Origin of the sequence: Streptomyces sp. NPDC050548 (assembly GCF_044457385.1) — a bacterium.
GTDB lineage: Bacteria > Actinomycetota > Actinomycetes > Streptomycetales > Streptomycetaceae > Streptomyces.
The window spans coordinates 229,202-248,775 of record NZ_JBITGV010000010.1; the positions used below are offsets into that span (position 1 = coordinate 229,202).

18 protein-coding genes are annotated in these 19,574 nt (G+C 70.3%); 10 read left to right on the plus strand and 8 right to left on the minus strand.

Features of this window, described 5'->3' with window-relative positions; genetic code table 11:
- Positions 1-35: 35 nt before the first annotated feature.
- From ACIBJH_RS27385 to ACIBJH_RS27400, 4 genes are all read right to left on the minus strand, one after another.
- Positions 36-485, minus strand: coding sequence for a hypothetical protein (locus tag ACIBJH_RS27385; protein WP_399119519.1), 450 nt, complete (start codon positions 483-485; stop codon positions 36-38).
- On the minus strand, positions 478-1,893 hold the full coding sequence (locus ACIBJH_RS27390) for an APC family permease (RefSeq protein ID WP_399119520.1): 1,416 nt from the start codon (positions 1,891-1,893) through the stop codon (positions 478-480). Before ACIBJH_RS27390 ends, ACIBJH_RS27385 begins: the two co-directional genes overlap by 8 nt.
- Positions 1,886-3,793, minus strand: a complete 1,908-nt coding sequence (locus tag ACIBJH_RS27395; protein ID WP_399119521.1) for a primary-amine oxidase — start codon at positions 3,791-3,793, stop codon at positions 1,886-1,888. The genes ACIBJH_RS27390 and ACIBJH_RS27395 overlap by 8 nt, the downstream gene beginning before the upstream one ends.
- 110 nt (positions 3,794-3,903) lie before the next feature.
- Positions 3,904-4,323 (minus strand): ATP-binding protein, encoded by a 420-nt coding sequence (locus ACIBJH_RS27400; RefSeq protein WP_399119522.1) that lies wholly within the window; start codon positions 4,321-4,323, stop codon positions 3,904-3,906.
- 302 nt (positions 4,324-4,625) lie between these two features.
- Here ACIBJH_RS27400 and ACIBJH_RS27405 point away from each other — a divergent pair, with 302 nt between their 5' ends.
- From ACIBJH_RS27405 to ACIBJH_RS27420, 4 genes are all read left to right on the plus strand, one after another.
- A complete protein-coding gene (locus ACIBJH_RS27405) occupies positions 4,626-5,723 on the plus strand; it encodes a PP2C family protein-serine/threonine phosphatase (RefSeq protein WP_399119523.1) in 1,098 nt (365 codons plus the stop codon).
- A gap of 71 nt (positions 5,724-5,794) precedes the next feature.
- Positions 5,795-6,250 (plus strand): MarR family winged helix-turn-helix transcriptional regulator, encoded by a 456-nt coding sequence (locus tag ACIBJH_RS27410; protein WP_399119525.1) that lies wholly within the window; start codon positions 5,795-5,797, stop codon positions 6,248-6,250.
- A 28-nt stretch (positions 6,251-6,278) separates the two neighbouring features.
- The gene (locus tag ACIBJH_RS27415) at positions 6,279-7,331 is read left to right on the plus strand and encodes an LLM class flavin-dependent oxidoreductase (RefSeq protein ID WP_399119526.1); all 1,053 of its coding nucleotides are present in this window, start codon (positions 6,279-6,281) and stop codon (positions 7,329-7,331) included.
- A 57-nt stretch (positions 7,332-7,388) separates the two neighbouring features.
- On the plus strand, positions 7,389-8,351 hold the full coding sequence (locus ACIBJH_RS27420) for a GNAT family N-acetyltransferase (protein WP_399119527.1): 963 nt from the start codon (positions 7,389-7,391) through the stop codon (positions 8,349-8,351).
- On the opposite strand, the gene ACIBJH_RS27425 is transcribed toward ACIBJH_RS27420, so the two are convergent.
- A complete protein-coding gene (locus ACIBJH_RS27425) occupies positions 8,338-9,270 on the minus strand; it encodes a chitinase (RefSeq protein WP_399119528.1) in 933 nt (310 codons plus the stop codon). The two genes, ACIBJH_RS27420 and ACIBJH_RS27425, sit on opposite strands and share 14 nt — an antisense overlap.
- Before the next feature lie 262 nt (positions 9,271-9,532).
- Between ACIBJH_RS27425 and ACIBJH_RS27430 the strand changes: the two genes are divergently transcribed.
- A complete protein-coding gene (locus ACIBJH_RS27430; protein ID WP_399119529.1) occupies positions 9,533-10,666 on the plus strand; it encodes a glycosyltransferase in 1,134 nt (377 codons plus the stop codon).
- Between the two features lie 30 nt (positions 10,667-10,696).
- Here the strand turns inward: ACIBJH_RS27430 and ACIBJH_RS27435 are convergent, their stop codons facing one another.
- The gene (locus tag ACIBJH_RS27435; protein ID WP_399119531.1) at positions 10,697-11,884 is read right to left on the minus strand and encodes a permease; all 1,188 of its coding nucleotides are present in this window, start codon (positions 11,882-11,884) and stop codon (positions 10,697-10,699) included.
- Positions 11,885-12,005: 121 nt separating this feature from the next.
- Positions 12,006-12,617, minus strand: coding sequence for a DUF2218 domain-containing protein (locus ACIBJH_RS27440; protein ID WP_399119532.1), 612 nt, complete (start codon positions 12,615-12,617; stop codon positions 12,006-12,008).
- A 160-nt stretch (positions 12,618-12,777) separates the two neighbouring features.
- On the opposite strand from ACIBJH_RS27440, the gene ACIBJH_RS27445 reads away from it, so the two are divergent.
- The 5 genes from ACIBJH_RS27445 (at position 12,778) to ACIBJH_RS27465 (ending at position 17,418) form a co-directional block, all read left to right on the plus strand.
- Complete coding sequence (locus ACIBJH_RS27445; RefSeq protein ID WP_399119533.1) at positions 12,778-13,359, plus strand: TetR/AcrR family transcriptional regulator; 582 nt, start codon at positions 12,778-12,780, stop codon at positions 13,357-13,359.
- 416 nt (positions 13,360-13,775) lie between these two features.
- Entirely contained in the window at positions 13,776-14,102 is a 327-nt protein-coding gene (locus tag ACIBJH_RS27450; protein ID WP_399119534.1) for a hypothetical protein, read from the plus strand.
- Between the two features lie 190 nt (positions 14,103-14,292).
- Entirely contained in the window at positions 14,293-15,441 is a 1,149-nt protein-coding gene (locus ACIBJH_RS27455) for an ABC transporter substrate-binding protein (RefSeq protein WP_399119535.1), read from the plus strand.
- Positions 15,442-15,526: 85 nt separating this feature from the next.
- On the plus strand, positions 15,527-16,774 hold the full coding sequence (locus ACIBJH_RS27460; protein ID WP_399119536.1) for a sensor histidine kinase: 1,248 nt from the start codon (positions 15,527-15,529) through the stop codon (positions 16,772-16,774).
- The gene (locus ACIBJH_RS27465) at positions 16,771-17,418 is read left to right on the plus strand and encodes a response regulator (protein ID WP_399119537.1); all 648 of its coding nucleotides are present in this window, start codon (positions 16,771-16,773) and stop codon (positions 17,416-17,418) included. Before ACIBJH_RS27460 ends, ACIBJH_RS27465 begins: the two co-directional genes overlap by 4 nt.
- Here the strand turns inward: ACIBJH_RS27465 and ACIBJH_RS27470 are convergent.
- A complete protein-coding gene (locus ACIBJH_RS27470; RefSeq protein ID WP_399119538.1) occupies positions 17,411-19,462 on the minus strand; it encodes a beta-galactosidase in 2,052 nt (683 codons plus the stop codon). The two genes, ACIBJH_RS27465 and ACIBJH_RS27470, sit on opposite strands and share 8 nt — an antisense overlap.
- Positions 19,463-19,574: the final 112 nt, after the last annotated feature.

The following is a 19,574-nucleotide window of genomic DNA, read 5'->3' on the forward strand; positions in this document are numbered from 1 at the left end:
CTTAATCCAGCCGCTCCGACGCAGGTCCGACCCGGTCAACCCAGCATGGCGGCCATGCCGAGGGCCATCATCGCGCCGCCCGCACCGCTGAGCGGACCCGCGCACGGCACACCGGGACGCAGCGCCCGGTGCATGACGGCCCCCGCCCGGGCCAGCAGCCACAGCACCACCGCAAGCGCGAACAGCCCATGGCCGTCGGCCTGGTGATGGTGCTGCCCGTCCGGAAGCTGGGCCATGGCCGCCGTGACCACGGCCATCACCGCGAGGTCGGCGGCGACCGGCCCGCGGACGAACAGACACATGCCCGCCGTCACGCCCGCGCCCACGAGCAGCGGATACGGCCCCGGGCTCCCCACCACCATCAGCAGCGTCACGGCGAGCACGACGGCGTGCGGACCCCAGCGCCGTACGGGCCCCGGAACATGCCCCGCGAGGCACAGACCGGAGCCCGTCAGCGCGACGGTGGCCGGGAGGACTTCATGCATCGCGGCGGCGCCGGACGGCGGCGGAGACCGCCCCGGCCGCGAAGAACAGGACGACGATCCCCTCGAAGAGCCGCGCGAGCGAGGCCGAACCGCCGATCAGGGTGGTGAAGTTGGCCAGCACCATGTACGTGATCCAGCACAGCCCGAGGGCGCCGAGGGCGGGCGCGAGCCGGGTGTGCCACAGCCGGGTGTCCGCGCCCGTGCGGGCGAAGAAGGCGATGATCGCGACGCCGACAAGGATCATCAGCACCAGCACCCCGAGCGTGGCCAGACCGCTCATCCAGGTGAACAGCTCCAGCACCGGATCCGACCCCGCGAGGACGAACGCCCCCACGACCACGGCGGCCGAGGCGCTCTGCACCACCGAACCGGCGTGCGGCGAACCGTGCTTGGCGTGACTGCGGCCCAGGATCGCCGGGGCGTCGCCCTGGCGGCCGAGGGAGAACAAGTAGCGGGAGACCGCGTTGTGGAAGGCGAGCAGCGCCGCGAACAGGCTTGTCAGCAGCAGGATTTCCATCGTGTCGGAGGCGGCCGAACCGACATACTGCCCGGCCACGGCGAAGACCAGCCCGCTCGTGTTCTTCGCCGCCGCGCCCTGTACCTCGTCCGTGCCGACCGCCAGGACGACCGCCCAGCTGGACAGCGCGTAGAAGCCGCCGATGGTGATGACCGCGAGGTAAGTCGCCCTGGGCACACTGCGCTTGGGGTCCCGCGCCTCCTCGCTGTAGATGGCGGTCGCCTCGAAGCCGACGAAGGACGCGACCGCGAACATCACGCCGATCCCCGCCGAACCCGTGTTGAAGGCACCCGGCGTGAAGGAGTCGAAGTCGATGCCGTGGGCGCCTCCTTGGGCGAGGATCGCCACCGTCATCACCGTGACGATGCCGACCTCCAGGACCAGCAGCACCGACAGCACCTTCGTGCCGACCTCGATGTTGCGGAAGCCCAGCACCGCGACCAGTCCCCACAGCACTCCGGCCCACAGCCACCACGGCAGGTCGGGGCCGCCGTACTTCACGACCAGCCCCTGAAGGGTGATGCCGGACAGGCCGTAGATCCCGGCCTGGATCGTGCTGTACGTGAGCAGCGCCAGCCCGGCCGCCCCGGTGCCGGTGATCCGGCCGAGGCCTGCGGTGACGTAGGAGTAGAAGGCGCCGGTGTCGACGACATGGCGGCTCATCGCCGCGTAGCCGACGCTGAACAGCAGCAGGACGACGGCGACCAGGAGGTAGGCGGCCGGTACGCCGGGGCCGTTGCCGATGGCCAGCATCACCGGCAGGGCGCCGCCGATGGCGGTGAGCGGCGCGGCCGCCGCGACGACCATGAACACGATCCCGCCGACTCCGACGGAGCCACGGAGTTTTGACGATGTGTCAACTGAGCTGTCGCTGATGGTCTGTTCAGACATGACAGCCTCCGGTGTCTGTTGTCCCGCAGTGGCCGGAGGCGCTCGGCGGCACGTCGAGGGTGGGGTTGCGGTCGAAGAAGCCGACCGGCTTGAGCGTGAAGCCCGTGATGTCGACCGGCATGATCGGCCAGTCCTCGGGGCGTGGGGCGTGGGTCAGTCCGAAGGTGTGCCAGACGACGAGGTCCTGCCCGTCGATGTCCCGGTCGGCGGCGGCGTACGCGGGCAGCCCAGCACCGCCGGGATGCTGGTTGACGAAGTCGCCCGCCGAGTAGCGCTCGGCCGGGTCGTAGGCGGTGACCCACAGGTGCTTCGTGGCGAAGGCGGCGCGGGCCGCGATCGAGGACTCGGGATCGGCGAGGAGAGCCGGCTTGCCCTCCGGGTGCAGGGCGTAGGCGACCGGCCTGCCGAGCCGGTTCAGGGACCCGGGGTTGGAGATGTGCCACACGCGGTCCACGCCCGCGTCGGCCATCCGCTGCGCCTCGCTCTCCCGCGTCAGCGGGGTCCGCTTGAAGGCGAAGGCGTTGCCGCGCAGGTTGTCGGGCCCCATCGGCACCCGGACCGTCTCGATCTCCTCGACGCGGTTGACGGGACCGTCCACCGCCATGTCCAGCCGCGCGCTGAACAGGTGCTGGTGGTAGGGGGCGCCGAGGCCGGGGGCGAGTTCGGTGGCGTAGGGGTAGTCGCCGCCGGGGTGGGCGGAGGTGAAGACGACGCCGGTGGCCTTGGCCTCGAACTCGATCGTGCCGTCGAGGTACAGGTACCAGTAGAAGCCGTAGTCGTAGTTCCCGACCGTGGTGAAGAAGGAGAGCACCATGCGCCGTTGGCGCCGGGTCTCGACGGAGCCCGCCCAGAGGTCGGTGTGCTTCCAGAGGATGCCGTAGTCCTCCTCGTGCAGACAGACGGCGTTGGTGAGCGTCTGCGGTGTGCCGGTCTCGTCGGCGATCACCGCGTCGAGGTAGGTGATGTCGCCGACGCAGTCGCAGCCGAGCTGGAGCGCGTTGGCGTAGCGCCCGATGAGGTACTCGCCGGTGTCGAAGTAGTTCTGCCAGGACCGCACGGGGGAGGGGTCGGCGTACGGCACGACCATCTCGGCGATCGACGCGCGATGGACCACCGGGCGCCCGGCGAACGCGAGTTGATGGAGTATCAGCCCCTCGCGGGCGTCGAAGCCGATGCGCAGGGACCAGTTCTCCCACGTCAGCGTGTTGCCGTCGAGAGCGAAGCTGGGGCCCTGCGGCTGGGTGATCTCGATGGGCTTCAGGGTGGTGCGCGGCGGGCCGGTGACGGCAGGGTCGTCGAAGTTCCCCGACTCCGCGGGTACCGGTACCGGGCCGGCGTCGATGACCTGGTCCACGCTCCGGTTCAGGACGTCCACGTAGGCGACGAGTCCGTCGACGGGATGCGCCCACGCGTGGTCCCTCGCGTGTTCCTGCACGAAGGCCAGCCCGCGCAGGATACGGCGGCCCCGCTCCTGCGGGTACTCGGCGTCGTACACCCCCGCGGAGAGCGGGGCGACGCGCACCGAGTCCACGTCCAGGCCACGGGCGGCCAGCGCGGCCAGCCAGCGCGGGTCCTTGGCGAGGACCTCCTCGACGATCGCGAACTCCGCGTCCAGTACCGGGAGTTGGCCTTCCGTCGCCGCGTCGATCAGCCGGTGCGACACGACCCGCGACTCGGTCAGGGAGACCGTCGCGTCGCAGGAGGGACCGCCGGAGATGTCGAGCAGCAGGACCCGCAGCCGGCGATCCCCTTGCCCCGGGCCGGACTTGGGCGGGTCGAGGAGCCCGAGGTAGGCGAAGCGGGTGGCCTCCGTGACCAGTCCGGCCGCCACGAGCAACTCGCGGGCGGCGGTGATCTCTTGAGGGGCGAGCGGGTCGAGGGGATGTGGAGCGGCAGCCATACGGGCCTCCGGGGGATTTTTTCTCTACGTCCGTAGAGCAAAAAATCGCGCGGCCACGTTTCGCTCGGCAGTACGCCCGCGTTGCCTTGCTGTTAAGTCCTGGGGGTCGATCAGATGGACAGGATCGCCCGCACCCGCTTGCCGCCCCCGGTGAGCGGGGTGACATCGAGGCGGTGGGCCAGGCAGCGGACCATGGCGAGGCCGCGTCCGCTCTCACCCTCGGCCGTCAGCGGCCGTACCCGGGGCGGGGTCGGGTTGTCGTCGTAGACCTCGACCGTGACGCGCTCGTCGGACAGTTGGAGCCGCAGCCGGCACTCGCCGCGTCCGTGCTCGGTCGCGTTGGCGACCAGTTCGGAGACGATGAGCGTCGCGTCGTCGATCTGCTCCTCGTCGACCCGCGCCATCCGGCTGCGGGAGCGGGCGAGGAACTCCGATGTCAGCCTTCGTGCCTGACCCGCCGCCGCGGCCTCGTCGGGCAGCAGGTACTCCACGCGTACGGAACGCCTATGGGTACGCCGATGCGTACGCATGGCGAATCACTTCCCCTCCTAGGACAACCCGGTATCCCCGCGGTGTCACCGCACCGGGGCCGCTGCATCTCTTGCGCGGCGGGTCCTTCACACTTCACTTGCCCGGAGTCCGTGATCGCCAACCGGCCCGCGCCGATTGGTTGTCGCCGATCAGGAAATGTCAGTTCTCGGAATCAATTGGGTAAAGGGCCGGGCGCCTCCGAGGGGTTGCCTGGCAGCCTTGCGATGTCCAAGGTGGGGGAGGGACCCCTGCGCGGAAGGCGAGGGCGGCTTCGGAAGCCGTGACGCCGTTGGAGTGGACCATGGCCGCAACGAAGCCGCAGCGCAGTCTCTCGGTGCTGACCTGGCTGCCCGCCGTGGTGATGGCGGTGGTCGCCGTCGGGGACCTCCTCACCGGCCCCGGACTCGGCTTCCTGCCGCTGGCCTCCCTCGGACCGGCCTTCGCCGGACTGGTCGGCGGCTGGCGCCGCACCGCGTGGTTCGGCGCGGCGGCCCTCGCCCTGTGTGTCGGACTCGGGCTCTACGACGGCCTGTTCCAGGAACGCAGAGGTTTCCTGGCGATGGTGTCGGTGGTGGGCGTGACCGGCGCGGGCATCGCCGCCGCCGTGATGCGCGGACGCCGCGAGGCCGAACTGGCCAGCGTGCGGTCCATCGCCGAGGTCGCGCAACGCGTCCTGCTGCGCCCGGTGCCGCTGACCGCCGGTCCGCTCCAGGCGGCGGTGTCGTACACCTCGGCCGTCGCGGAGGCCCGGATCGGCGGTGACCTCTACGAGGTGGTCGCCTCCCCGCACGGTGTGCGCGTCATCGTCGGCGATGTGCAGGGCAAGGGCCTGGCCGCCGTCGAGACGGCCGCTGTGGTGCTCGGCGCGTTCCGGGAGGCCGCGCACGACGAACCCGACCTGGTGGGCCTCGGCGAACGCCTGGAGCGCAGCGTCTCCCGCGTCCTGTCCGACGAGAAGTTCGTGACCGCAGTCCTCGCCGAGATCGGCACCGACCACGAGGTGCTCTTCCTCAACTACGGCCACCCGCCCCCGATGGTCGTACGACGCAACGGCACCGCCGACTTCCCCGCACCGCCCGCCTACGCCCCGCCCCTCGGCCTCGGCGGCGCCCAGGGTGGCGAGCCCCCGAAACCGTTCCCTGTGTGCTTCGCACCGGGTGAGCAACTGCTGCTCTACACCGACGGCGTCACCGAGGCCCGCGACGAGGACGGCACCTTCTATCCGCTCGGCGAGCGGGCGCACCTGCTGAAGGAACCCGACGCGCAGAGCGCGCTCGACTCCCTCCGCGAGGACCTGGTCCGCCACACCGCGGGCCCGCTCCACGACGACGCCGCGATGCTCCTGCTGCGCTACCACGGGCACGCGGAGACGACGGGGGAGACCTCGCCCCTCGGGTGAGCAAGAGAGCTGCGCCGAGCCCTTGCTGTTGTCGAAAAGTCATTGCTGCGTCAATCAAGTAAACTGGTGGCATGACCACGCCCGAGCAGCCGCTGCAGCCCATGAACCCGCACGAAGAGGCGCTGGTGCGCGAACTCGCGCGGGTGATGCTGGTGCTGCCCCGCGCGGTCGACGCCGACATGATGCGCGAGCAGCGCCTGCCGCTGTCCGAGTACACGACCCTCATGCACCTCTCCGAGGCCGCTGACCGCCGGATGCGCATGAGCGAGCTGGCGTCCGTCTGCAACCTCTCGCTGAGCGGCATGACCCGCATCGTCGCCCGCCTGGAATCGCAGGGCCTGGTCGGACGGGAACGCTGCGCGGAGGACGCCCGCGGCTGGAACGCCGTCCTCACCGACCAGGGCCTCGCCCGCCTCCAGGAGGCCTGGCCCGCCCACCTCGCCAGCGTCCGGCGCCATGTCCTCGACCACGTCGACGCCGACGACCTGACCCGGCTCCTCGGCGTGATGCGCCGTATCGCCACCTGACCCACCGAGCAGACCCAAGGAGTACGACATGACCAACCCGACCAGTACCGACGGCGTCACGCTCGGTCTCGACACGTTCGGCGACGTCACGAACGGCGCGGACGGCAAGCCGATGACCCACGGCCAGGCCATCCGCCGCCTCGTCGAGGAAGGAGTCCTCGCCGATCAGGTCGGCGTCGACCACTTCGGTATCGGCGAGCATCACACCGAGGCGATGCCGCTGTCGGCGGCGGACATCGTCCTCGCGGCCATCGCCGCGCGCACCTCGAACATCCACCTCAGCTCGGCCGTCACCGTGATCAGCTCCGACGACCCCGTCCGCGTCTACCAGCGTTACGCCACCCTCGACGCCGTCTCCGCCGGCCGCGCCGAGGTCATCCTCGGCAGAGGATCGAGCACCGAGTCCTACCCGCTCTTCGGTTACGACCTCAGCGACTACGAGGAGCTGTTCGAGGAGAAGGTCGCCCTCTTCGCCGAACTGCTCAAGGAGAAGCCCGTCACCTGGTCCGGCAACACGCGTGCCGCCCTCGACGGCATCTCCGTCTACCCGCACAGCGAGACCGGCTCGATCCCCACCTGGATCGGCGTCGGCGGCAGCCCCCGGTCGGTGATCCGCACCGCCCAGTACGGGTTCTCCCTGATGCTGGCGATCATCGGCGGGGACATAGCCCGCTTCGCCCCGTTCTCCGAGCTGTACCGACGGGCGCTGGCGGAGTTCGGCCACCCCGCGCGGCCCATCGGTGTGCACGCGCCCGGCCATGTCGCCGCCACCGACGAACAGGCGGTGGAGGAGTTCGTGCCGGCCTTCCAGGAACTGATCCGCGGCGTGGCGCGCGAACGCGGCTTCCGCACCCCGACCCGCGAGAGCCTCATGCGCGACGTCGGCCCCGGCGGCGCCCTGCACGTCGGATCACCCGAGACCGTGGCCCGCAAGATCGCCGACACCCTGAAGACCCTCGACGCGACCCGCTTCAACCTGAAGTACGGCATCACCGGAATGCCCCACGACACCCTCATGACCAACATCGAGCTGTACGGCACGAAGGTGGCGCCCCTGGTGCGGGAGTTGATGGCGGACTGACCGGACGGGCGAGGAAACTCCGTTGCGAGCCGGGGGCGGTCATCGGACAGTGGGTCCATGACCGCCCCCACCGCTTCGCCGCCCGGCCTGAGCGTCCGCCCGGCGACATCCGACGACGCGGGGGCGATCTGCGCCCTGCTCAACGAGATCGACATCCTGGAGATCGGCCGCCCGGACACCGAACTCGCCGCGATCCAGGGGGACTTGAAGCACCCCGAAGTGGACCTGGAGCGCGACTCCTGGCTGCTCCTCGACGGCGCCCGCCTGATCGGATACGGCCTGCTGTGGGACGACTCGGGCGGCGAGCGGATCGACATCGACCACTACATCGTGCCGGGGCAACTGCCGGGCGCCCTGCACCTGTTCGACCTGATGGAGACCAGGGCCGCGGAACGCGCCGCCGCCAACGGAGCGCCCCGCGCCGTGGTGCATCTGCACCTCACCCTGAACCCCACCATGGACCTGCCCGCACTACGCGCCCGAGGCTGGCAACCGGTCCGCCGCTACAACGTGATGGCCCGTCAACTGTCGCCGTCGGACGATCCGTTGCCTCCTTCTCCGCCCGGCGTGTCGCTGCGCCCCTGCCTGGAGGAAGCGGACCGCCGCCGCGCCCACGCGCTGCTCCAGGAGGCCATGACCGAGCACTTCGACTTCCAGTACCGCACCTACACACAGTGGTTGGACGACATCGACGCCGAGCGAGTCGACTGGTCGCTGATCTGGCTCGCCCACGTCGACGGACTCGGAGACGCCGGCCTGCTGCGCACCCACGACGACCGCGCCTCCATGGCCTGGATCGGCAACCTCGCCGTCCTGCGCCAGGCCCGCGGCCGGGGCCTGGGCAGCCACCTCCTGCGCCACGCCTTCGGCCACTACGCGGCGCTGGGCCGCGACCGCATCGGCCTGGGCGTGGACACCGACAACACGAGCAACGCGCTCGCCCTGTACGAGCGGCACGGCATGACCCTCGACTACGGGGTCGACACCTGGGAGTCGACCCTCCCCGTCACCGCCGCGTGAACGACTTGAAGGTGTGGCTGAAGTACCAGGTGTCCTGGGCGATCCCGGAGCAGTTGTTGGCGCCGCCGGTGCCCACGCAGTTGCCGTTGTCGCGCTGGAGCGCCCAGAAGGAGAGCGTGTTGATGCCCCGGGCCTCTGCCCACTTCTTCACGGTGACGGCGTTCTGAGTGGTGAAGGTCTCGGCGGGACCGAAGTCGTCGATGCCGGGCATCTCGGTGACGCCGATCCTCTTCCACAGCTTCGCCGGGTTCGTCTTCGGGTACAGCGCGGCGAGTTGGGAGTGCAGACCGGCCGCGGCGGTCTTGGTGTCCTCCGCCATGTCGTGGCTGGCGCCGTCGTAGTAGTCGAACGTCATGATGTTCACGACGTCCACGCGCGCGCCGTTGTCGACGGCGTTCTGCAGCAGGGCCACGCCGTTGGGCGCGAGACCGGTGGTGGTCGTCGGTAGCGTGTAGGAGAACTCCACGCTGCGGCCCGTGCGTTGGGCCCAGTGCTGCACCTTGGCTATCGCCTTGTTGCGGCGGTCGATGCCCGCGGTGTTGTTGATGGAGTCGGCCTCGATGTCGAGGTCGATACGGCTCACGCCGTAGGTCGTGACGAGGCTCTCGTAGACCTTGGCGATGGCGTCGACATCGGTGCAGCTGTCGGCCAGCTCGGTGTTGGTGGTGTCCGCGCTGTAGCCACCGAAGGACGGGATGACGTTGCCGCCGCGTGCCTGGATCGTGGCGATGTCCTCGCCGAACGTGGACCTGGCGATCGGCTGGGCGGGCAGGCCGTTCCAGTACGCCGTGCACGAACCGGCCGCCTCGGTCTGGAGGAAGGCCATCGTGAGGTACTTGTTGCCGGAGGCCGCGGCGAGCGCGGCCGGACTCTCACCGGTCCACGCCTCGAAGTACGGCGCCGCGACATGGTCCGGCATGGGCCGCGCGCGATGATCGGCGCTCGCGGCACCCCCGCCGAGAGCAACAAGCCCCGCGGACAGGGCCGTTACGGCCGTACAGGACAGTGACGCGCGAAGAGGCCCCGGTCGTCTCATTGACGCTCCCATGCTGAAAGGAGAGAAGTCGCCCCGGACCGGGGCGAACAGCGACCATATTTGGACTAGACCAATCGCCTGTCAAGGTTCTTTACAGTGAACTGACCGGTACGGCGCGGGAATGCGACGCCGGTAACCTCGCCCGATGCGCATCCTGTTCACATTTATCGGTGGCAGCGGTCACTTCCGCCCGCTCATCCCGGTGGCCCGAGCCGCACGGGACGCGGGACACACGGTCGCCGTCGCCGGAGCGGGTGGCAGGGGTCCCGAGATCGTGGCCGCCGGGTTCACCGCCTTCGCCACGAGCGAGCCGCGCGGCCGCACGCGGGCCGCGGATCGCGGGACCGTACGGACACCCGACCCGGAAGCGGATGTCCGGCAGCTCGCAGAGGGATTCGCCCGGCGCGGTGCGCGACGGCACGCGGCGGCGGTTCTCGAACTCGCCCGTGCGTGGAAACCCGATGTCCTGGTGCGCGACGAGGTCGACTTCGGCACCGCGATCGCGGCCGAAACGCTCACGCTGCCCTGCGCGACCGTCCTCGTGCTCGCGGCCGGGGGCTTCCTGCGCAAGGAGGTCGTCGCCGCGCCGCTGCACGAGCTGCGCTCCGCGTACGGCCTGCCGCCGGACCCCGAACTCGCCATGCTGGACCGGCACTTGGTCCTGTCCCCGTTCCCGCCGAGCTTCCGGGACCCGCGCTTCCCCTTGCCGGCACACACCTTCTCGTTCCGGCCGGCCACCGCCGGTCCGGCCGACACCGCGCCCCGCACGCCCACCGTGTACTTCACCCTCGGCACCGTGAACAACACCGCCGACCTGTTCTCCCGCGTCCTGGCCGGACTCCAGGAGCTTCCCGTGAACGTGGTGGTGACCGTCGGCGAGAGCGTCGACCCCGCCGCGCTCGGTCCACTGCCCGACCACGTCCGGGTCCAACGGTTCATCCCGCAGGAACTGCTTCTCCCGCGCTGCGATCTGGTGGTCTCACACGCGGGCTCCGGCACAGTCATGGGCGCGCTCGCCCACGGTCTCCCGTCGGTCCTGATTCCCCTCGGCGCGGACCAGCCGTACAACGCGCGGCGATGCCTCGACCTCGGGACCGCCCGCGTTCTGGACCCGGTCACCGTCACCTCCGAGGAAGTGCGCGCGACGGTGTCGGCCGTGCTCGCCGACCGCGACTGCCGCCGCGCCGCCGGGCGGGTCGCGGAGGAGGTCAACGCGCTGCCGGGACCTGAGCGGACGGCTCCGCTGCTCGAAGGGCTTCATCGATGGACCGCGCAATGATGGCGGGGGCTTGGATCGGCCGGGCAGTTCCTAGTGGTCGTGCTGGTGATGGTGCTCGTGCGGGTGCTCCTGCTCCGGCCCGCCGTGATCCGGTGAACCGCCCATCATCCGCAGCATCGCCGGGCCGCCGCTGCGCAGGAACCGTACGACCAGGCTCGCCGCCAGGAGCAGGAAGGCGATGTTGAGCCAGGTCGTGTAGTTCCAGGTGATGCCGTCGTCGGGGATCGTGGCGTCGGCCTGGTCGGGGATCAACCCCAGCCCGCCGAAGGTGAATTCGACGATGTAGCCGGCGACGGCCATCGCGGCGAAGAAGGTGACCAGGAGGAAGCCGGCCATCCGGGCGCCGTAGTACTTCCGGTAGATGTTCAGGATCGGGAGGATCAGCAGGTCGGCGTAGATGAAGGCGATCACCCCGCCGAAGCTGATGCCGCCCTTCCACAGGACCACCGCGAGGGGCACGTTGCCGATCGAGCAGACGAAGGTCGCGATCGCCACCAGGGGGCCGACGAGTGGCCCGACCAGCTTCGCGGCGAGGGGATGGTCCGCGAGGAAGAACGTGTGCCAGAAGCTGTCCGGCACCCACGCGGCGATCGCCCCGGCGATCAACAGCCCGGCCACCAGGTCGCGCAGGATCGCGGCCCACTCCATCACGAAGATGTGCGCGACGGACGTGAATCCGTCCCCCGAGAACAGCCGACGGACGAAACTCCCCTCGCCCCCGATCGACATGTCCATCGCCGCGTGCCCCTCCATGGAGCCGGCGATCCCGCGCTCGGCCTGCTCCTGTGCCTGGTGCAGCAGGCGCTCGCGCAGGAAGAGGCGGAACAGCACGGCGAGTACGACGATCATGATCGGTCCGCCGACGAACTCGGCGGCGGTGAACTGCCAGCCCATCAACAGGGCCAGGATCACGCCGAGTTCGACGACCAGATTGGTCGAGGCGATCTCGAAGGCCATGGCGGCAGTGAAGTTGGCGCCCTTGCGGAAGAGGGAACGCGCGAGCGCTACAGCAGCGTAGGAACAGGAGGACGAGGCCGCGCCGAGCCCGGCGGACAGCGCGAGCGTGCGTGGCCGGTCGTCGCCGAGCAGCCGTACCACCGTCGACCGGCGCACCACCGCCTGCACGACGGCGGAGAGTGTGAAGCCGAGGATCAGCGCCCAGGTGACCTCCCAAGTCATCGAACCGGCAATGGACAACGCGTGCCCGATCGCTTCCATGAACCCGCCCCTCTCCGGTGTCCGTCGGCCAGGACTATACCCGTAGGGGGTATACGGCGCATGCATTGCGGCCGGGCGAGGGAAGTGACATCGGGCATGTTGCCCGGGGTGACGAGCGGCCCTATTCGGTACGGCGCCTGTGACGGTGCAGGGTGAACCCGCCCACGAGGGCAACCTTCACCACGACGACCGTCACCAGGAAACCCACCAACCAGCCGGTCCACGACGTCCGGGTGAGGACGGCTCCGCCGAGCCCCAGATGGAGCGCTACGGCGATCACCGCCACGCCGATGACCCCGAACCGGGCCCGGCCGCCCCGCCGTTGGGGCGCCGGCACCGCCTCGTCGGACGTCTCGGACTGCTGCCACTCCACCGTCAAGGGGTCCCGCCTGCTGAACCGGCCCAGGTGCGTGGTGACGAGGTCCCGCAGTCGCCCCAGGTTCTCCGGGTCGTCCGCCTCGACGCGCACTGTCAGCAGGCCCGGAGTGGCCCGCAGGACGCACCGCCCCCAGGGCAGGGTGAGCGTCCCGTCGGTATCCGTCCACTCGACGTGGATCTGATCGGGCCGCGGCTCGGGAAGCGTGTGCGTCCTCGGGGACCGCATGCCGTCTTCGGTGCCGTGGGAGCGCGGGCGGTGGCCCAGGTGGCGGCCTTTGTTGTCGAAGTGCTTGCAGAGCTGGACGAGATATCGGCCGGGGCGTTCGGTGGCGACGTGTGCTTCGGCGGTGGGCATGGGTTCCTCGGTTCGGTCGGGCCCGGGAGTTCAGGTGCGGTTGCGGGCGGCGAGGGCACACGGCCTTTCCCTGGCTGAGGCCGTTTCCACAGCTTTATCGATACACTCTGTCGCTGTCAATGCGTCATGTCTCGACCACGGCGGTGCGTATGCTGAGGGGGTGCCGAAGCTCTGGAACGAGACCATCGAGGAGCACCGCCGCGCAGTGCGCGACGCGGTGCTGGAGACCACGGCGGTGCTGGTGACCGAGCGCGGGCTGCGCTCGGTGACGATGTCGAGGATCGCCGAGGAGAGCGGGATCGGCCGCGCCACGCTGTACAAGTACTTCCCGGACGTCGAGTCGATCATGACGGCGTGGCACGAGCAGCAGATCACCGGGCATCTGCATGAACTCGCCCAACTCCGGGACGGCCCCGGCAGTTTGGACGAGCGACTGCGAGCAGTGCTGGAGGCCTTCGCGCTCATCCAACAACGGCGCCACGGCCACGGCCCCGAGCTCGGCGCGCTGCTGCACAGGGGCGACCACGTCGCAGGCGCCGAGCAGCACCTCCACCGCTTCCTGAGCGAACTCCTGGCGGAGGGCGTGCGGGCCGGCGACATCCGTGACGACGTCTCCCCGGACGAACTGGCGACCTACTGCCTCCACGCCCTCGCCGCGGCGGGCGTCCTGCCGTCCAAGGCGGCGGCGCGACGACTGGTCTCGGTCACGGTCACGGGGCTGCGTCCGAGGGCCGAAGGATGACGGAACTTCCGGGCTTCGACGTGCTGTTGGCACGGTTGGCGAGTCATCGGCAGCCGGACATCGCTGACCTGTCGAGGACGGCGGGGGTCCCTGAACCCGAACTCCGGGCGGTTTTCGGCGGCACCGAGGCGAGCCCGTCGCTTCTCCGGAGGCTCGCGACGGCGTTGCACCTGCACCCCGCGGACTTGTGCGTGATCGCCGACGTGGCGGTACCGGACGAATGGGCTGCTCTGGACGTGACAGCGGGCGGGAGGGTCCCGTATCTCGTGCGGGACGCCATGAGCCTGCGACCGGAACAGAGGCGCCGACTGCGTCAACTCGTCCGGTCATTGCCCCAGGAGAACCGCACGCGGCCGGTTCCGGTACCGAGAGCGCATGAACAGTACGAGCGGGGTCCCGGTGCCGTGCTCCTACGCATGATCGGCAACCGAAACCTGAACTGGTCGGGGACAGCCAAGACGTTCCTGTGCCTGACGGGCCGGTACTGGTCCGCCGCCACGTACGGGATGGTGGGACACGGCCTCAAGGAACTCACCCCCGACCTGCTGGTCGACTTCGGGACCGTCCTGGGTGTCCCCGTGGACACCCTGTCCGTCCTCACCGGTATCGACGTCCCCGACGGCACCCCGCCGCAGAAGCCGGCGTCGGCCGATGTGGCCGAACTGATCTGGGACGTCCGGCGCCTGACGGCCGATCAGGTACGACAGGTCGGCGACGCGGCGAGGGCCATGCTGCGCGCATGAGCGGACCGTCTCGGCGACATCCCGTTCAACCGATCGGTTGAACGCGACTTCAACCTCTCGCGCATCCCTCGCTCCGTACGGACGACGCGAACGGCCTTCGGGCGGCTGAAGAATCACGAATGACCATGGCGCCGGGTTCCCGCCCACGCAGCCCATGGCTTCGAGCCCCCCATCGGAGAGGTCCCACAGCGTGTCCAGCTTCCTCAGTAGACGACGTGTACTCGCCGGCGGTGCCGGTGCCGCCCTCGGAATGAGCGTGCTCGGTGCCACGGCCACGACCGCCTCCGCCTCCCCGTCCTCCCCGTCCTCCCCGTCCTCCCGGTCCTCGCGGGAGGAGACCAGGTCGCTCGACGAGCTGTACCAGGCGGCCCTGGCAGACGGCGGCGAGCTCGTGATCTACGCCGGTGGGGACACGCCGACCCAGCAGGACGCCACCAAGGCCGCCTTCCGGAAGCGTTTCCCCGAGATCGATCTGACGCTGATCGTCGACTACAGCAAGTACCACGACGTCCGCGTGGACAACCAGTTCGCCACCGACACCCTCGTACCCGACGTCGTACAACTCCAGACGCTGCAGGACTTCACACGCTGGAAGGAGCAGGGCCGACTCCTGCCCTACAAGCCGGCCGGGTTCTCGAAGGTCCACGACGGCTTCAAGGACCCGCAGGGCGCCTGGGTGGCCATCGCCGCGGTGGCCTTCAGCTTCCTGTACGACGCCGCCGCGGTCGGTGCGGACGCCCCGAAGTCCCCGCTCGAACTGATCGACCCGAAGTGGAAGGGGAAGATCGCCTCGTCGTACCCGCACGACGACGACGCGGCCCTCTACCTCTACACGCTGTACGCGCAGCGGTACGGCTGGGAGTGGGTCGCCGCGCTCGCCGGACAGGACGTGCGGTTCGCCCGGGGCAGCAACTCCCCGGGAGACGCGGTGCGCGCCGGGCAGAAGGCGATCGGCGTCGCCTCGTCGGGCACGCTGGTCTCCACGTCTCCTGTGAAGTGGGTCGTCCCCGACGGCCACCCCTTCATGGCCTGGGGCCAGCGCGCGGCGATCCTGAAGCAGGCCAAGAACCCGACGGCCGCCAAGCTCTACCTCAACTGGCAGCTGTCCGCCGCCCAGCAGCAGGCGTCCTTCAACGGCTGGTCGGTACGCACCGACATCACGCTCCCGGCGGGACTGAAGCCGATCTGGGAGTACCCGAACGCGAACATCGACGGCTTCCCCCGCTTCATGGCCGACCGCGCGGCGGTCGAGCGCTGGAAGCAGACCTTCGCCCTCTACTTCGGCGAGGTGAAGGGCGATCCCTCGCCGGGCTGGCTGGGGCTGCACCCGGGGGCGTGACGGACCCCGCTGTTCACACCGGTCATACAGGCGGTCGATAGACTCGGGAGCCCTGTCCGGATCTTTCGTCCCAAGGGGATCTGCCGTGTCCGCTCGCGCTCCGCTGACCGCTCGCGGCAGTCGGCACACCCTGGACCACGTCTCCCATCTCGCGTTGTTCCTCGTCGTCGGGGCGGGCTTCGTCCGGCTCGCCCTTCTCGACATCCCGTTGTGCTGGTACATCGTGAGCATCAGCGGATCGCTCGCGCTGGTGTACGCGGCGGGCCTGACGTGGTGGGACCGACTCGGGCCGTTCGGCCGGCGCGCCTGGATCCCCGCACTGCTCCTGCTGTGGACCGTTCTGACCTTCCTCACCCCGGCGACGCTGACAACCGCCTACGTGTGGTGCGCCGTTCCGCTCGCCTGCGCCGCCCTGCGCGTGCTCGGCCGATGCGCCGCCGTGGTGACGGTGGCCGTGATCACCGTCGTACTGGTCGGGGCGCTCGTCCGGTCCACGGGCCGGTTCGATCCCGAGGTCGTGCTGGTTCCCGTCGCCGCGGTGTGGGCGACCGTCGCCCTCTACCGGAACCAGCAGCGGGACGCGGCCGTCCGCCAGCGGCTCGTGGAGGAGTTGCGGGACACGCGGGACACCCTCGCGGAGCAACAGCGGGAGGCGGGCGTGCTGGCGGAGCGGACCCGTATAGCCCGCGACCTGCACGACACACTGGCCCAGGAACTCGCCGGCAGCGTGATGCTGCTCCAGGCGGCCCAGCGCGACTGGGACGAGCGGCCGGACCAGGCACTCACCAGGGTCCGTGCCGTGACCGACGGCCTGGGCAGCAACCTGACGGAGACCCGGAGGATCATCCGTGGTCTCACTCCCGCCGCCGTCGCCGAGGCGGGCCTGGAGGACGCCCTGCGTCTGCTGTGCGCCCGATCGCGGGCCGAAGGCGCCGGGGCCGGCGTCCAGTTCCGCACGGTGGGCGCGCATCGGCCGGTGCTCGACGAGCACACGGCCACCGCCCTCTTCCGCGTCGCCCAGAGCACCCTGGCGAACGTACGCGAACACGCCGATGCGGGAAGCGTGTTGGTCACCTTCCGGCGCCACCGCGACCGGGTGGAACTCGAAGTGGCCGACGACGGGCGGGGATTCGACCCCGCCGCGGCCTTCGCGGCCGGTGCCCGCGCGGACCGCGGATTCGGGCTGCCCGCGGCCAGAGATCGACTGCGTGAGTGCGGGGGAGACCTCGACGTGAGCAGCGTGCCGGGCCGCGGGACCAGGGTCCGCGCCACGGTGTCCGCCCCGTCCCGGATTCAACCGGTGGTGCCTCTCGCCGTGGCGACCGCCTCGTGACCGCCGGACCGCTCCGCGTCCTGATCGCGGACGACCACGCCGTCGTACGGGCCGGGTTGAGCGCCCTGCTCGACGGTGAACCGGACCTCGACGTGGTCGCCGAGGCCGGCAGCGGCGAGGAGGCCGTACGCCTGGCGGTCCGGTTGACGCCCGACGTCGTGCTGATGGATCTGCGGTTCGCCGGGCCGGGGAGCGGGATCGACGGCGTCGAGGCCGTCCGTCGGCTCGCCGAGCGGGCGCCGGGTGTGGCGGCGGTGATGCTGACCAGCTATGCCGGACGGGCCGATGTCGTACGGGCGTTGGAGGCGGGTGCCCGCGGCTATGTGCTGAAGGCGGGGCCGCCGGAGGAACTGTTCCAGGCCGTTCGTACGGCCGCCGCCGGCTCGGTCGGGCTGGCGGCGGAGATCGTCGGCGAACTCGTCGGCCAAGTGGTCGATCCCGCACAGGAGTTGACCGAGCGGGAGGTCGAGGTCGTCCGGCTGATGGCCGAGGGGCACAGCAACCGGGCCATCGCCGAAGCGTTGTTCCTCAGCGAGGCCACGATCAAGACCCATCTCGTGCGGATCTACCGCAAGTTCAAGGTCGACAACCGGGCGGCGGCCGTGTCGGAGGCCGTCCGCCGGGGGCTGCTCGAACTCACCTGACGGGTCGGCGTACCACCGCGACGTCCCTGGGGGCGAGGACGGGGAAACCGTCCTCGCCCGCCGTGCCGACCAGGAGTTCCCCGGACAGACCCGTCAACGGCACTGTTCTGTCGGTGCGGTTGACCAGGAACAGATAGCGGCTGTCGGTGTTGCGGCGGACGGTCAGCTCGACAACTCCCCCTGCGGCGTCCGGCAGTTCGCTCTCGACACCGGCGGGCGCGAGCAGCCGGGGGAGGAGGCCGGTGAGGCCGCCGCGGCCCAGCCGGGTGGACACGTACGCGGCCGAACCCCCGCCCACCGTACGGCGGGTGACCGCGGGGCGGCCGGTGTACGTGCCGCTGCGGTAGTGGGCCAGCACCTCCACCTCCGGGTCGGTCACCGTGATCCGGTCGGTCCACAGGGAGCCCGTGGCGGCGGTGTCGAGGTCCAGCTCGACCGTGTCGCCGTCGAGCAGCGGGCCGAACTCCTCGATACGGATGCCCAACAGGTCGCGCAGGGCGCCCGGGTAGCCGCCGAGCCAGATGTGGTCGTTCTCGTCGACGACACCGGAGAAGTAGGTGGAGACCAGATGGCCGCCCTGCTCGACGTAGCGCGTGAGTTCCTTGGACAGGGCCGCCGGGATCATGTGCAGGACCGGTGTGATCACCACGTCGTAGCGGTCCAGGGCTGTCTGCGCCGTGACGATGTCGGCCCGTACGCCGAGGTCGAGGAGGGCGGAGTACCAGTCCAGCGCCTCCTGGCGGTAGTCGAGCCGGTCGGTGGGGTGCGAGTCCTGCTCGCTCGCCCACCAGGACTCCCAGTCGAAGACGATGCCGACCCGGGCCGTCTCGCGGTCCGTGCCCGCGACGGGCGCCAACGTCCGCAGGGTGCGGCCGAGTTCCGCCACCGCGCGGAACACCTCGCTGTCGGCACCGGCGTGCGGCACCATCGCGGAGTGGTACTTCTCGGCGCCCGCGGCAGACTGGCGCCACTGGAAGTAGCAGACGGCGTCGGCGCCGTGCGCGACATGCAGCAGCGAGTCACGGGCCAGGTCGCCGGGGCGCTTGGCCACGTTGACGGGCTGCCAGTTGACGGCGCTGGTGGAGTGCTCCATCAGGAACCACGGCTTGCCGGCGGAGATGCCGCTGACGAGGTTCGCGGAGAAGGACAGCTCGTCGCGGTCCTGCGAACCCGGCGTCACGTAGTGGTCGTTGGAGACGAAGTCGATCTCGGCGGCCCAGTCGGCGTAGTTCATGCCCTTGGTGTTGCCCATCACCATGAAGTTGGTGGTGACCGGCACATCAGGGGTGATCTCGCGCAACAGGTCGCGCTCCGCGCGCAGATGGTCCTTGAGCGCGTCCGAGGAGAAGCGCTTGAAGTCGAGCTGTTGGGTCGGGTTCGGGAAGGACGCGGCCAGCCGGGGCGGCAGTATCTGCTCCCAGTCGCTGTACCGCTGCGACCAAAATGCCGTGCCCCAGGCCTGGTTGAGCGTGTCGATCGTGGAGTAACGGGCGCGCAGCCAGTCGCGGAAGGCGCGCGCCGCGTCGTCGGAGTAGTCGTAGACGTTGTGGCAGCCCAGCTCGTTCGAGACATGCCAGGCCACGAGCGCGGGGTGGTCCGCGTAGCGTTCCGCCAACTTCCGTACCAGGCGCAGCGCGTGCTCGCGGAAGACCGGCGAGGTGGGACGCCAGTGCTGACGGCCGCCCGGCCACAGGGTCTCGCCGGCGGCGGTCACCGGGAGGATCTCCGGGTGCTCCGTGCTGAGCCACGGCGGCGGTGACGCGGTCGCGGTGGCCAGGTCGACGCCGATGCCGCCCGCGTGCAGCAGGTCCATGACCTCGTCGAGCCAGCCGAAGTCCCAGTCGTCCCGGGCCGGTTGGATGCGCGCCCAGGAGAAGATCCCCAGCGAGACGATGTTGACGCCGGCCTCGCGCATCAGCCGGATGTCCTCGTCCCACACCTCGCGAGGCCACTGCTCCGGGTTGTAGTCGGCGCCGTAGGCGAGACGGGGGGTGGCGTCACCGTCCGGCCCGTGCCGCAACTGGGACAGGAGGGTGGAGATCATGGGGGTCCTTCCGGCTACTGCACAGGTGGAACGAGATGCGGGGTGGATTCCGGGCGGGCCGCCGCCGGGCGAGTGCTGCTCGGCGGCGGCTCCCGAGGAGGTGCCGGTCGCT

Bases quoted from the DNA above. Each gene is read 5' to 3' on its own strand.
- ACIBJH_RS27385 (WP_399119519.1), bottom strand. From the start codon at position 485: ATGCATGAAGTCCTCCCGGCCACCGTCGCGCTGACGGGCTCCGGTCTG.
- ACIBJH_RS27390 (WP_399119520.1), bottom strand. From the start codon at position 1,893: ATGTCTGAACAGACCATCAGCGACAGCTCAGTTGACACATCGTCAAAA.
- ACIBJH_RS27395 (WP_399119521.1), bottom strand. From the start codon at position 3,793: ATGGCTGCCGCTCCACATCCCCTCGACCCGCTCGCCCCTCAAGAGATC.
- ACIBJH_RS27400 (WP_399119522.1), bottom strand. From the start codon at position 4,323: ATGCGTACGCATCGGCGTACCCATAGGCGTTCCGTACGCGTGGAGTAC.
- ACIBJH_RS27405 (WP_399119523.1), top strand. From the start codon at position 4,626: ATGGCCGCAACGAAGCCGCAGCGCAGTCTCTCGGTGCTGACCTGGCTG.
- ACIBJH_RS27410 (WP_399119525.1), top strand. From the start codon at position 5,795: ATGACCACGCCCGAGCAGCCGCTGCAGCCCATGAACCCGCACGAAGAG.
- ACIBJH_RS27415 (WP_399119526.1), top strand. From the start codon at position 6,279: ATGACCAACCCGACCAGTACCGACGGCGTCACGCTCGGTCTCGACACG.
- ACIBJH_RS27420 (WP_399119527.1), top strand. From the start codon at position 7,389: ATGACCGCCCCCACCGCTTCGCCGCCCGGCCTGAGCGTCCGCCCGGCG.
- ACIBJH_RS27425 (WP_399119528.1), bottom strand. From the start codon at position 9,270: ATGCCGGACCATGTCGCGGCGCCGTACTTCGAGGCGTGGACCGGTGAG.
- ACIBJH_RS27430 (WP_399119529.1), top strand. From the start codon at position 9,533: ATGCGCATCCTGTTCACATTTATCGGTGGCAGCGGTCACTTCCGCCCG.
- ACIBJH_RS27435 (WP_399119531.1), bottom strand. From the start codon at position 11,884: ATGGAAGCGATCGGGCACGCGTTGTCCATTGCCGGTTCGATGACTTGG.
- ACIBJH_RS27440 (WP_399119532.1), bottom strand. From the start codon at position 12,617: ATGCCCACCGCCGAAGCACACGTCGCCACCGAACGCCCCGGCCGATAT.
- ACIBJH_RS27450 (WP_399119534.1), top strand. From the start codon at position 13,776: ATGATCGGCAACCGAAACCTGAACTGGTCGGGGACAGCCAAGACGTTC.
- ACIBJH_RS27470 (WP_399119538.1), bottom strand. From the start codon at position 19,462: ATGATCTCCACCCTCCTGTCCCAGTTGCGGCACGGGCCGGACGGTGAC.